The following is a 12343-nucleotide window of genomic DNA, read 5'->3' on the forward strand; positions in this document are numbered from 1 at the left end:
GAGCGGCGTTCGCGGCCTCGAACAGGCCGATGGGCGGGGGTGGTGCCGTGTCGGCGCAGCACCACCCCCGCACCGCCGACCGCCCGGTCAGGACGCCGGACGCGCCCGTTCCACGACCGACGCCAGGTCCAGGGTGTGCGGCAGCGTCCCGAAGGCAGCGCCGCCCTCGCCGCCCAGCCGCCCGGCGCAGAACGCGTCGGCGACCTCCGGCGGCGCGAACCGGACCAGCAGCGAGCCCTGCAGCACCAGCGCGAGCCGCTCGGTCAGCCGCCGGGCCCGTCCCTCGATACCGTCCAGGTCGGCGAGCTCGGTCAGCAGGTCCTTGATCGCCTTGTCGAGCCGGTGATCGGCGCCGCGCGCCGTCCCGACCTCCCGCAGGAAGGCGTCCAGGGCCCGCGGCTCCCGTTGCAGCACCCGCAGTACGTCCAGCGCCTGCACGTTGCCCGCGCCCTCCCAGACCGAGTTCAGCGGCGACTCGCGCACCAGCCGGGGCAGCCCGGACTCCTCGACGTACCCGTTGCCGCCCAGGCACTCGGCCGCCTCGACCACCAGCGGAGCGCAGCGCTTGGTCACCCAGTACTTCGCGGCCGGCACCGCGATCCGCAGCAGCGCCCGCTCCTGCTCGCCGCCGTCGTCGCAGGCGGCCGCGAGCCTGAGCGCGAGGGTGGTCGCCGCCTCGGACTCGACCGCGAGGTCGGCCAGCACGTTGCGCATCAGCGGCTTGTCGACGAGCCGGCCGCCGAACGCCTCGCGGTGGGAGCAGTGGTGCACCGCCTGGGCGACCGCCTGCCGCATCAGACCCGCCGAGCCGAGCACGCAGTCCAGCCGGGTCGCCGCCACCATGTCGATGATGGTGCGCACCCCGCGCCCCTCCTCGCCCACCCGGCGGGCCCAGGTCCCGTCGAACTCCACCTCGCCGGAGGCGTTCGAACGGTTGCCGAGCTTGTCCTTCAGCCGCTGGAGCAGGAACGGGTTGCGGGTGCCGTCCTCCAGGACCCGCGGGACGAGGAAGCAGGTCAGGCCCTCCGGCGCCTGCGCGAGCACCAGGAACCCGTCCGACATGGGCGCCGAGCAGAACCACTTGTGCCCGGTCAGCCGGTAGGTCCCGGCCTCGGCCAGGGGCCGCGCGGCGGTGGTGTTGGCGCGCACGTCGCTGCCGCCCTGCTTCTCCGTCATGCCCATCCCGAACAGCGCCCCGGCCTTCAGGCGGGCGGGCCGCAGCTCGCGGTCGTAGATCATGGACGTCAGCCGCGGCTCCCACTCGGCGGCGAGCGCGGGCTCGGCGCGCAGGGCGGGCACGGCCGCGTGGGTCATCGACAAGGGGCACAGGTTGCCGGCCTCCACCTGCGTCCACACCAGGAAGGCGGCGGCCCGGCGCACATGGCCGCCGGGCCGGACCCAGGCCGCGGTCAGCCCGGCCCCCACGCCCTTGCCGAGCAGGCGGTGCCAGGCCGGATGGAAGTCGACCTCGTCGACGCGGTGGCCGTAGCGGTCATGGGTGCGCAGCCGGGGCGGGTTCTCGTTCGCCTGGGCCCCCCACTCCTGCACCTGCGCGGAGCCGGCCGACCGGCCGAGCGCGGCCAGCTCGCCGCGGGCCTCGTCGAACAGGGCGGGGTCGAGGTGCCGTTCGACGGCCGCGGTCAGGGCGCGGTCGGCGGTGAAGACGTCGTAGCCGGACAGGGGCGGGGGCTGGTTGGTCACGGTGTGCGTGCTGCCTGCCATGTCTGCGAACCTACCCGGCCGACGGGGGATGAGTGCACCTGGTCAGGGCGGATACCTTTGGTTTGTGCAGCAGGCAAGTGAACCCCCGCAGAGGCCCTCCGGTCGTCTCCACCGGGCGCGCGCCCTCTACCGGAACGTCTCCAAACGGAGGACGGCCTGGCTGCTGCTGAAGGACACCGTGAACTCCTGCATGGAGTACCGCATCCTCGGGCTCGCGGCCGAGGCCGCCTTCTTCACGCTGCTGTCCGTGCCGCCGCTGCTGCTCAGCATCATCGGGCTGCTCGGCTACGTCGACTCCTGGACCGGCACCGACACCATCACCAGCCTGGAGACCAACCTCCTGGAGGCGTCCCGCACCGTCCTGTCCGACAAGGGCGTCACCGAGATCGCCGAGCCGATCCTGCACGACGTGGTCAAGGGCGGCCGGCCCGACGTCATCTCGGTCGGCTTCCTGTTCGCCCTGTGGTCCGGCTCGCGCGCGGTGAACGTCTTCGTCGACACCATCACGGTGATGTACGGCCTCGACGGCGTCCGCGGCATCGTCAAGACCCGGGTGATGTCGTTCCTGCTGTTCATCGTGGCGCTGCTGATCGGCTCGGTCGCGCTGCCGCTGATGGTCGCGGGCCCCGACGCGGTGGTGCGGATCGTGCCCTGGTCGGAGACGCTGGTGCAGGTCCTGTACTGGCCCGTGGTGATCGTGCTGTCCATCGTCTTCCTGACGACGCTCTACCACGTGTCCGTGCCCGTGCGCTCCCCGTGGATCGAGGACGTGCCGGGCGCCCTGGTCGCCCTCGCCATGTGGGTGCTGGGCAGCTTCCTGCTGCGCATCTACATCACCCACACCATCGAGGGCGCCACGATCTACGGCTCCCTCGCCGCGGCCGTCGCCGTGCTGCTGTGGATCGGCGTGTCCGCGTTCGCCGTGCTGGTCGGCGCGGCGGTGAACGCCGCGATCGACCGGGTGTGGCCGGCCGCCGCCACCGCCGCGGCGCGCGCGGCGAACGAGCGGGTACGGGAGGCGCAGCTCGCCGAGCAGGCGGCCCGCGCCGCCGCGGGCTACGAGCCCGACCCGGACGACCCGGACATGCCCTCGGAGTTCCCGGAACGCTGGTCGCGCTTCCTGCCCCCGGAGGACGTGACCTCCCGCCTGCGCACCCACGTCAAGAGCACCCACCCGCCGCACCCGCACCCGCACCCGAACCCGCACCCGCACAAGCACGAGGGCTCGTAGCCGCCGCGCGGCGCGCACCGGACGTACCGTCCGCCCGGCGGCGTAGCCTGGCGCACGTGTACGCGGAGAGACCGTGCCGGGTCCCCGGCGCCGTCGTCTGGACGAGCGCGTGGCCGGACGCGGCGACGAACGCGCTGACGGACGCGCCGACGGACGTGTTGCCGGACGCGGGGACGGACGCGCCGACGGACGCGGGGACGAACGTGTTGCCGGACGCGGGGACGGACGCGCCGACGGACGCGGGGACGAACGTGTTGCCGGACGCGGGGACGGACATGCGGACGGACCCTCCGCCCGGCGACGGGCCGGCCCGCGTGCTGCCCGACGGCTGCATGGACCTGCTCTGGCACGAGGGCCGGCTCCTGATCGCAGGACCCGACACCCGCGCCCACGCCGTCGAAGGCGCCCCGGGCGCCCGGTGGGCGGGCGTCCGCTTCCACCCCGGGACCGCGCCCGCGCTGATCGGCGTCCCCGCGCACGAGCTGCGCGACCGCCGCGTCGACCTCGCCGACCTGTGGCCGGCCGCGCGGACCCGCCGCCTCACCGCCCTGGTGAACGCCGCCGCCGACCCGGCACGCGGCCTGGAGGAAGCGGCCCTGTCGCTCGCCGCGGCCGCCGGACCGCCCGACCCGTTGCTGCGGCGGCTGGTCACCGCCCTCGAAGCGGGCCGCCCCGTCGGCGCGACCGCCGACGCGCTCGGCCTCGGCGCACGCCGCCTGCACCGCCGCGCCCTGACCGCGTTCGGCTACGGCCCGAAGACGCTGGCCCGCGTGCTGCGCCTGCAACGGGCGCTCCGCCTCGCCCGCGACGGTGTGCCCTTCGCGCAGACCGCGGCCCTGGCCGGCTTCGCCGACCAGGCCCACCTGGCGCGGGACGTGAAGGCACTGGCTGGCCTGCCCCTCCGTGAGCTACTGCCCTGCCGGTAGCTCGGCCAGCAGATCGACGCCGTTGCCGTCGGGGTCGTGCACCACCGCGTACCGCATCCCCCACACCGCGTCCCACGGCTTCAGCTCCCCGTGGTGACCCGCGCCGACCAGATCCTCGTACAAGGCGTCCACCTCCGCGGGCGACCCGCACCGGAAAGCCAGCGACACCCGCCCGCCCCCGGCCGGCGGCTCCCAGCCGGCGTGGAAGGACCGGATGGTCTCCTCGGTGTCCAACGCGAGCCGCAGCCTGCCGGGCAGCTCGGCCTCGACGTGCGGCTGCTCCTCGGATCCCTCGGGGAACTCGAGCCCGAGGCGGCGGTAGAAGGCGAGAGACGCGGCCAGGTCCGAGACGACCAGGCCGATCACAGCGAATCGTGAAGTCATGCGGCCACGGTAGGCACCACCCCTGCCCGCGGTCTTGAAGGAAACGGACACCCGGAAAAGCGGCCCAGGTCCGGCTATCCGGAGGTGACGGGTCCCCGGGGCGTGTCCACGGCCAGGGCGAGGCCGAGCACGACCTTGCCGGGATCGTGCACCGCCCGCGGCCTGCGCCACGGCTCCAGCGCCGCCGACAACGCGGCGTCCAGGCCGGTCGCGGACGGTCTCCACCATCAGCACCGCGCCGGCCTGCGAGACGGCCTGCGAGACAGCACCAGCCCCACCGCCCTGGACGCGGACGCGGACGCGCGGATAGGACCCACTCCGCTTCTTCACCTGGAGAGTGCTTTTTCCTCTGCGGCGACTGGACCCTGGACAAGCCCTGTCGTCCGAGTTCAGAGCCACTCTCCGTTTGGTTGATCAAGACCCGGACAAGCCAACGCGGGACCATCTGACCATCTGACCGTCCGAAACGGCCGCGCGTGCCAGTGTCGCGTTCGAGGACGGCCAGGCCGCTCAGGCGTGAGGCGGCGTGGTCACAGCGCGATGCGGACGGTCTTGACCTGGGTGTAGGCGTCGAGTCCTTCCAGGCCGCCTTCGCGGCCCAGGCCGGACTGCTTGTAACCGCCGAAGGGGAGGTTGCCGGTGCTCATCTCGGCCCAGGTGTTGATCCAGACGGTGCCGGCCTCGATGGCTGCGGCCATGCGGTGTGCGGTGGTGAGGTTGGTGGTCCACACGGAGGCGGCCAGTCCGTAGTCGGTGTCGTTGGCCTGGGCGATGGCGTCGTCGATGTCGGTGAAGGTGGTGATCACGCCGACGGGGCCGAAGACCTCCTCGCGGACGACGCGCATGTCGGGGCGGACGTCGTCGAGGAGGGTGGGGGCGAAGAAGTATCCGTGGTCACCGAAGCGCCCGCCGCCGGTCACCACGTTCGCGCCCTCCTCGCGGGCGATGTCGAGGTAGGAGCTGACCCGGTCGAACTGCGCCTTGGTGGAGAGCGGTCCCACCAGCGTGCCCTGGGTCAGCGGGTCGCCCGGGGTGAACATCTCCATGATCTTCAGCAACTTCTCGACGAAGTCCTCGCGGATGCTCTCCTCGACGAACACCCGCGATCCGGCGACGCAGACCTGGCCCGCGTTACCCAGGAAGCCGGCCGCCACGCCGCGGGCCGCGACGTCGAGGTCGGCGTCGGCGAAGACGACCGACGGCGACTTTCCGCCCAGTTCGAGGGTGACGCGCTTGAGCGTGTCGGTGGCCTGGCGCCGGACCAGCTTGCCGGTCGCGGTCGACCCGGTGAAGGCGATCTTCGCGACACCGGGGTGCGCGACCAGCGCCTGGCCCGCCTCGGCGCCCAGGCCGGTGACGACGTTCACGACACCGGCCGGCAGGTCGGTGCCGGCCAGCAGCTCGGCCAGGCGCAGCGTGCTCAGCGAGGCGGTCTCGGCCGGTTTGAGCACGACGGTGTTACCGGCGGCCAGGGCCGGGGCGAGCTTGCCGGGCAGTTGGCCCATCGGACCGTTCCAGCCCCAGATGATGCCGACGACACCGAGGGGCTCCTTGCGGGTGTAGGCCATGCGGTCCTTGCCTGCGGGAACACTCACGCCGGACAGCTTGGTGGGCCAGCCCGCGTAGTAGCGGAAGACCTCACTCGCCTCGGCCAGCATGTGTGCGGTCAGCGTGCGGGGTGCGCCCATGTTGACCGAGTCGATGGTGGCCAGTTCGTCGGCGTGCTCCTCGATGACGTCGGCGACCTGGTTCAGGATCCGGCCACGCCGGTCGGGGCTCATTTCCGCCCAGGCGGGATCGGTGAACGCCGCGCGCGCGGCGTGCACCGCGGCGTCGACGTCGGCTGCCTCGCCGCGCGGCACACCGGCCAGCGCATCCTCGGTGGCCGGGTCGGTGTTCGGCAGCGTTCGTCCGGAGACTGCGGCGACCTGTCGGCCTCCGATCCACATCAACCGCTCCCCGGCCCGTACGAACGCGGGGATGTCACGGCGCGCGGTGTCGGCGACGGGCGGGACGCTCACAGTTGCAGTCATGGTTGTTCCTCTCCTGGTGCCCTGATCAGCAGACCCGTCATAAACGGATTGCCTGTCCGGTTAACGTAACGGACAGGCTATCCGGTTGCAAGAGGAAGTGAGAAGGGTGTCCGGTACGCTGAGGTTCTGGACGCCGAAGGAAGGAAGCATCCGCCGTGAGCGCTGAGCCCGCACCTGCCCGACGTGCCGACGCCGAGCGCAACCGGTCGAAGATCATCGCGGTCGCCCGCGAGGCCTTCGCCGAACCCGGTGCCGCACCGTCGATGGCCGAGATCGCCCGACGTGCCGGCGTCGGCATGGCCACGCTCTACCGCAACTTCCCCGGCAGACTCGAACTGGTTGAGGAACTCTTCCGTCACACCGTCGACGACATGTGCCGAGCCGCCGAATCCGTCAGTGGCGACACGCCTGGCGAGGCCTTCTTCGCCTGGCTCATGCGCTTCCACGCCATCGGCGCCCGCAAAGGACCTCTCGCCTCCGTCCTCCTCTCCGAATCCGCCAATGGCACCCCCATCCTCCGCGCCAGCCGCTCCCGCACAATCGCGGCCGGCGAACCCCTTTTCCGCGCCGCGCAACGCAGCGGAGAAGTACGCGACGACGTCTCTCTCGGACAGATCCTCGACGGCCTCGTCGCGCTCGCCGGCATCGACAACGGCCCGGACTTCCCCGGCGCCCTGATCCGCATCCTGCTCGACGGCCTGCGTCCGAATCCGCACACCACGGGCGGATCGCCGACGGCCAGTGAAGGCCTGGACATCCCCACGACCGCAAGAAGGAGCGAGTGATCGGCGTCCGTCTCCCCGTAAGACCCCGGGCCTGCCTGCGCCGCCGCAGGATCCGCTGCACCATTCCGGACAAGGCCGACCAAGCGCTGCCGTCGGAAGCTCGGGCGTCGAGGCATGGGCCCAGGACCAGACGAATCGAGCGAGCCCGTGAGTGACGATGTCCTCTCCGTCATTCCGACCGACCCGTACTGGCAGCCGGAACAGGCCGCGGCTGAACGTGCCGCGTCGATCGTGCAGGACCTGGCCCCCGGGGCTCCCCGGCGGCGTCGATGCCGAGATCGACGTCACCTGGTACGACACGCTCACCGTCGTCGACTGTGGTCACATGCAGTGCGGCAAGTCAGGGCGCACGTCTGACGCACGTCCGCGGGGGACGGACGCTCAGTCGAGGCAGAACTCGTTGCCCTCGATGTCCTGCATCACCATGCACGAATCGGTGCCGTCGTACAGCAGTCGCACGCGTACCGCGCCGAGCGGGAGCAGTCGTGCGCACTCGGCTTCGAGCGCGGCCAGGCGCTCGTCACCTACGAGCCCGGTGCCGACCCGCACGTCGAGATGCACCCGGTTCTTGACGACCTTGCCTTCGGGAACGCGCTGGAAGAACAGTCGCGGGCCCACACCTGAGGGGTCACCGCAGGCGAACCATGAACCCTCATCCTCGGGAAACCGGGAGCGGTTGAAATCCGCCCACGTGGCGAACCCCGTCGGCGGGGGCGATACGACGTACCCCAGCACCTCGCACCAGAAGCGGGCGACGCGCTCAGGGTCCGCGCAGTCGAAGGTGACCTGGACCTGCCTGATCGATGACACGGGCGCACGATAACAGGGGGACTCCGCCATAACGCGATGTCGCATTGCCGCCAGCGAAGGTGGTCCCGCTACGGGGAGAGTCAGGCATGGCTCGTGTTCCTCATCGCGGGTCTGTCATCCGGCACTTCGCGAAAGGCGCAGCCCATGCACGTCGTCCCTGGCCTCAAGGTCCTGTACTTCGGGACCCCGGTGGTGCTGATCAGTTCCCGCAACGAAGACGGCACGGCGAACCTCGCGCCGATGTCGTCCGCGTGGTGGCTGGGCCAGTCCTGCATGCTCGGGCTCGGCAACAGCGGCCAGACCACGGCGAACCTCCTGCGGGACGGTGAATGCGTGCTCAACCTGCCTTCGTCGGCGATGGTCGACGCCGTGGACCGGATCGCGCTCACCACGGGCAGGCGGGAGGTGCCGGACTTCAAGATGAAGCAGGGCTACCGGTACGTGCCGGACAAGTTCGCCGCCGCAGGGCTGACCGAGCAGGCATCGGACCTGGTCCGGGCCCCGCGGGTCGCGGAATGTCCGGTCCAGCTGGAGTGCAGGGTCGTCGCGGCCCATCCCTTCGGCACCCCCACTCCGCACGCCACCGCCTTCCAGGCCGAGGTCCTGCGCGCGCATGTCGAGGAAGAACTGGTCATCCCGGGGACGCATTACGTGGACCCGCTCGGATGGGACCCGCTGATCATGAAGTTCTGCGAGTTCTTCGGCGGCGGACACAACGTTCACCCGTCGCGACTCGCCGAAGGCTGGAACATGCCCCACCAGGGCAGGACGGCATCCGTCTGATCTAGCGGCGGCCGGCCACGGCCTCGGATGCCGCGATGAAGGCTTGTACGAGGGGACGGTCGTCTCCTCGGCGGGTGGCCATGAAGACCCTGCTCCTGGTGGGAGGCCCGTCGAGTTCGAGACGTCGGGCGCCCGCGGGGAGCAGTGTCGTGACGCTGTAGGGGGCGATGGTGACGCCGAGGCCGGCGGCGACGAGCATGACGATGGTGTGCCAGTCCGAGCACTCCTGCGCGACCCGGACGTCGATGCCGGCGTCCCGCAACGGCCGTGTGTTCACGTCGAACGCCTGGGCTCCCGCTGTCCGCGGGAAAAGGATCAGCGGGTCGGCGGCCAGTGCCGTCGCCTCCGTACGATCGGCCGTCGCGGCGGGGTGGTCTGCGGGGACGACGGCGACGAACCGTTCCGTCGCCAGCAGCGAGAGGTCGATGTCGTCCCGCTCCTCGGCATCCCGCACGATCCCGATGTCCGCGGTGCCCCGCTCCAGCGCCGCCAGGACCTCGACCGTGAAGCCGTCGTGCAGTTTGACCTGGACGTCCGGGCGGCAGCGGGAGAATTCACGGAGCCGTTCGCTGACGATCGCGGCGGCGGAGGTGATGAAGGCGACGTCCAGGCGACCGGCCTCGCCGCGCCCGACACGGCCGGCCTCGTCGAGGTCGGCCGCCAGCCGGCCCAGCAGGTCCCTCGCCCGGGGCCGGAACGCCGCTCCCGCGTCTGTGAGGCGGACGCTTCGCGAGGTCCGCCGGAACAGCTCCACACCGACCGCCTTTTCGAGCTGCCTGATCTGCTGGGAAAGGGCGGGCTGAGCGATGTTCAGCCGCTGCGCGGCACGGCCGAAGTGGAGTTCCTCGGCCACGGCCAGAAAGTACCGCAGGTGGCGGAGCTCGACACGCTGATCCATATCTCAAGCTTATCGATACGGGCTGATGCCGGTATTGGACATATGGGTGAGCGGGGCCGGAGGCTGGCGGGAAGCCACACTCGAAGGGAAGTCCGCCCCGTGCCGTACCCCTCTCCTCCTGCCGTGGTCTCCTCGATCGCCTCACAAGGTGATGCGGACGCGTTCCGCGCGTTGAACGAGGAGTGGATCTCCCGCCTGTTCACCCTCCAGGATGAGGACCGCGCGGTTCTCGGAGATCCGTTCGGCCGCATCGTGGGCCCGGGCGGCGATGTGCTCCTGGCGCGTGAGCGGGGCAGCGGTGCCGTGGTCGGATGCATCGCGCTGTTGGTCCATCCGGACACCGTGTTCGAGCTGGCGAAGATGGCCGTGGCCCCCGCCGCGCAGGGCCGCGGCATCGGGCCGCCGGCTCATAGCCGCAGCGATCGACCGTGCCCGGGCGCTCGGTGCGGCCCGGCTGTTCCTCGGCACGAACAACAAGCTGGCCCCCGCCGTCCACCTGTACGAGGAGGCAGGCTTCGTCAGAATCACCCGCGACCGCCTCCCGGTGGCCGACTATTACGCCCGCGCCGACATCCTCATGGAACTGAAGTGACCCCGGCCCCAAAGCACGCCATCCGCCTCACGGCGACCGATGCCGGTACGGCCCTCGCCTAGGCTCGGGTATGGCGTCCCGGCTTCTGGTTCATACGCGTACCGCCGGCTACCGGCATGACTCCATTCCGGCCGCCGTCGCCGCCGTGCGGGCGCTGGGTGGTTTCGAGGTGGAGCACACCGAGGATCCCGCCGCTCTGGAAGGGCCGTTGGAGGCGTACGCGGCCGTCGTGTTCCTCTCCACCAGCGGGGACATCCTCACCCCGGCCGGGCGGCAGCGGCTGGCCGGGTACGTCGAGGCGGGCGGCGGGTTCGCCGGGGTGCACGCGGCGGCCTGCACGGAGTACGGCTGGCCGTACTACGGCGAACTCCTCGGGGCCCGGTTCGACCGGCACCCGGACCACCAGCCGGGCCGGGTGATCGTGGAGGAGCGTGGCCATCCGGCCACCCGACACCTGTCCTCCGTCTGGGAGTTCACCGACGAGTGGTACGACTTCCGCTCCAACCCGCGCGGCACGGCACGGATTCTGCTGCGCGCCGACGAGTCGTCGTACGACGGCGGACGCATGGGTGACGACCATCCGCTGGCGTGGTGCCGGGAGCAGGGCCGGGGACGCGTCTTCTACACGGCTCTCGGCCACGCCGCCGACGCCTACGCCGACCCTGACTTCCTCGCCCACCTGCGGGGCGGCATCGGGTGGGCGGCGCGGCTGACGGAGAGCGCGTGACCGGCATCCTCGTGGGGGCCGACAGCCCGGTGCCATTACCTCCCCGGTATCGGCGGGGAACGACGAGAGCCGCGGCAGGGTGGGTGAAAGTCGCGTGTCGCTGTCGATCCGGCCGCGTCCCGTTCGACGTCATGGTGTCCGACGCCTGACGAGGAGACACGAGGAAGCACATGGATCAACTGCTGAGAGTCATGAACTTCAGCGTCTCGAGTGACGGAATCGGTGCCGGTGAGGACCAGAGTCTAGAGCGGCCGTTCGGCCACGTCCGTCCCGAGAGGCTGTTCGCCTGGGCCGGAGCGACGGCGAGTTGGCCCATGCGTACGGATTCCGGGGGGAGCCGGGGCCTCGACGACTACTTCACGCGGGACTTCGCCCGCAACATCGGTGCCGAGATCATGGGCCGCAACAAGTTCGGGCCGCAGCGCGGGCCCTGGCAGGACCATGAGTGGCGCGGCTGGTGGGGGGAGGAGCCGCCGTTCCGCACGCCGGTGTTCGTCATGACCCACCACCCGCGTCCGTCGTTCACGCTCTCCGACACCACCTTCCACTTCGTCGACGGCGACCCGGCCACGGTGCTCGAACGGGCGCGGGAAGCCGCGCGGGGCAAGGACGTCCGGCTCGGCGGCGGGGTCACCACCGTCCGGCAGTTCCTCGACGCCGGCCTCGTCGACACCATGCACGTGGCGGTCGCGCCGGTGGAGCTCGGGTCCGGCCTGCGGCTCTGGGAGTCCCCCGATGAACTGCTCGACCGCTTCCACCTGGAGGTCGTGCCCAGCCCGAGCGGCGTGACGCACCACCTGTTCTGGCGAAGGTGACGCGAGGGCCCGGTCGAGGCCGGGCCGCGACCGCGAGCAGGGCGTCCGCCCCGGCGGATGCCCTGCTCGTTCGTGGTCGATGCGTCCGGCCGGTGGCCGGCGGGCGCGCTCAGTCCAGTATCGCGAGTCCGGGGCGGTGGCGCCGCATCGCGTCCAGGACCGCCTCGGGCGGCACCGACAGGGTGTTCGTGGCCATGTTGGCCGGACCGAAGCCGAGGCGTGCGTTCATGGCCGCGGTGCGGCGGACGAGCCCGGGCGCTCGGGCCAGATAGGCGTCCGGGTCGTGCAGCACCAGCTCGATGAACCGGTGCGAGGTGTGACGTACCCGGTGTTCGCGTATCCGCACGGCGGCTATCTCGTCCCAGCCGAGCCGGCCCAGGCTCACGTGGTCCACCCCCGCGTCGTCCAGCACCAGCTCCGGCCGGTCGCGGAGCAGGCGCTGGATGATGATCACCGCGCAGAGCCCGAAGAAGGGCACGGTCAGTGCCCCCGTCACGATCATTGTCACGGTGCTGTGGGCGACCAGGAAGACGATGCCCAGAGCGACGAAGCCCAGGGAGCCGGCCAGCATGGCCCATACGCGCCCCTTGGCCATCCGGTAGACCGTCGGGGGCAGCGGAACGCCGTTGTTGATCAC

Annotated in this window: 13 protein-coding genes and 2 pseudogenes; 8 read left to right on the top strand and 7 right to left on the bottom strand. The window is 71.4% G+C overall.

What is annotated here, in order from left to right:
- Positions 1–87: 87 nt before the first annotated feature.
- Positions 88–1722, bottom strand: coding sequence for an acyl-CoA dehydrogenase family protein (locus AB0G63_RS01660; RefSeq protein ID WP_360742540.1), 1635 nt, complete (start codon positions 1720–1722; stop codon positions 88–90).
- A gap of 64 nt (positions 1723–1786) precedes the next feature.
- Between AB0G63_RS01660 and AB0G63_RS01665 the strand changes: the two genes are divergently transcribed.
- Together AB0G63_RS01665 and AB0G63_RS01670 are read left to right on the top strand one after the other, a co-directional pair.
- The gene (locus AB0G63_RS01665; RefSeq protein ID WP_360742543.1) at positions 1787–2953 is read left to right on the top strand and encodes a YihY/virulence factor BrkB family protein; all 1167 of its coding nucleotides are present in this window, start codon (positions 1787–1789) and stop codon (positions 2951–2953) included.
- Positions 2954–3228: 275 nt separating this feature from the next.
- On the top strand, positions 3229–3879 hold the full coding sequence (locus tag AB0G63_RS01670) for a helix-turn-helix domain-containing protein (protein ID WP_360743136.1): 651 nt from the start codon (positions 3229–3231) through the stop codon (positions 3877–3879).
- Here AB0G63_RS01670 and AB0G63_RS01675 read toward each other — a convergent pair.
- The 3 genes and pseudogenes from AB0G63_RS01675 to AB0G63_RS01685 form a co-directional block, all read right to left on the bottom strand.
- Positions 3862–4263 (bottom strand): VOC family protein, encoded by a 402-nt coding sequence (locus tag AB0G63_RS01675; protein WP_360742546.1) that lies wholly within the window; start codon positions 4261–4263, stop codon positions 3862–3864. The two genes, AB0G63_RS01670 and AB0G63_RS01675, sit on opposite strands and share 18 nt — an antisense overlap.
- A 107-nt stretch (positions 4264–4370) precedes the next feature.
- Positions 4371–4593, bottom strand: a pseudogene (locus tag AB0G63_RS01680) (IS1380 family transposase); the annotation flags it as partial.
- Positions 4594–4793: 200 nt separating this feature from the next.
- On the bottom strand, positions 4794–6296 hold the full coding sequence (locus tag AB0G63_RS01685) for an aldehyde dehydrogenase family protein (RefSeq protein ID WP_360742549.1): 1503 nt from the start codon (positions 6294–6296) through the stop codon (positions 4794–4796).
- Positions 6297–6451: 155 nt separating this feature from the next.
- Here AB0G63_RS01685 and AB0G63_RS01690 point away from each other — a divergent pair, with 155 nt between their 5' ends.
- On the top strand, positions 6452–7081 hold the full coding sequence (locus tag AB0G63_RS01690; RefSeq protein ID WP_360742552.1) for a TetR/AcrR family transcriptional regulator: 630 nt from the start codon (positions 6452–6454) through the stop codon (positions 7079–7081).
- A gap of 381 nt (positions 7082–7462) precedes the next feature.
- On the opposite strand, the gene AB0G63_RS01695 is transcribed toward AB0G63_RS01690, so the two are convergent.
- A complete protein-coding gene (locus tag AB0G63_RS01695; RefSeq protein WP_360742555.1) occupies positions 7463–7891 on the bottom strand; it encodes a VOC family protein in 429 nt (142 codons plus the stop codon).
- Positions 7892–8035: 144 nt separating this feature from the next.
- Between AB0G63_RS01695 and AB0G63_RS01700 the strand changes: the two genes are divergently transcribed.
- Positions 8036–8674 (top strand): flavin reductase family protein, encoded by a 639-nt coding sequence (locus AB0G63_RS01700; RefSeq protein ID WP_360742558.1) that lies wholly within the window; start codon positions 8036–8038, stop codon positions 8672–8674.
- Between the two features lies 1 nt (position 8675).
- Here the strand turns inward: AB0G63_RS01700 and AB0G63_RS01705 are convergent, their stop codons facing one another.
- Positions 8676–9572: a LysR substrate-binding domain-containing protein gene (locus AB0G63_RS01705; protein ID WP_360742561.1), complete on the bottom strand. Its 897-nt coding sequence runs from the start codon at positions 9570–9572 to the stop codon at positions 8676–8678.
- A gap of 42 nt (positions 9573–9614) precedes the next feature.
- On the opposite strand from AB0G63_RS01705, the pseudogene AB0G63_RS01710 reads away from it, so the two are divergent.
- The 4 genes and pseudogenes from AB0G63_RS01710 to AB0G63_RS01725 form a co-directional block, all read left to right on the top strand.
- Positions 9615–9908, top strand: a pseudogene (locus AB0G63_RS01710) (hypothetical protein); the annotation flags it as partial.
- A complete protein-coding gene (locus AB0G63_RS01715) occupies positions 9841–10164 on the top strand; it encodes a GNAT family N-acetyltransferase (RefSeq protein WP_360743139.1) in 324 nt (107 codons plus the stop codon). The pseudogene AB0G63_RS01710 and the gene AB0G63_RS01715, both read left to right, overlap by 68 nt.
- A gap of 70 nt (positions 10165–10234) precedes the next feature.
- Positions 10235–10891: a ThuA domain-containing protein gene (locus tag AB0G63_RS01720; RefSeq protein WP_360742564.1), complete on the top strand. Its 657-nt coding sequence runs from the start codon at positions 10235–10237 to the stop codon at positions 10889–10891.
- Between the two features lie 170 nt (positions 10892–11061).
- Entirely contained in the window at positions 11062–11706 is a 645-nt protein-coding gene (locus AB0G63_RS01725; protein WP_360742567.1) for a dihydrofolate reductase family protein, read from the top strand.
- 109 nt (positions 11707–11815) lie between these two features.
- Here the strand turns inward: AB0G63_RS01725 and AB0G63_RS01730 are convergent, their stop codons facing one another.
- Entirely contained in the window at positions 11816–12343 is a 528-nt protein-coding gene (locus tag AB0G63_RS01730) for an STM3941 family protein (protein WP_360742570.1), read from the bottom strand.

The sequence above is a fragment of the Streptomyces sp. NPDC020996 genome (assembly GCF_040641355.1).
Classification (GTDB): domain Bacteria; phylum Actinomycetota; class Actinomycetes; order Streptomycetales; family Streptomycetaceae; genus Streptomyces.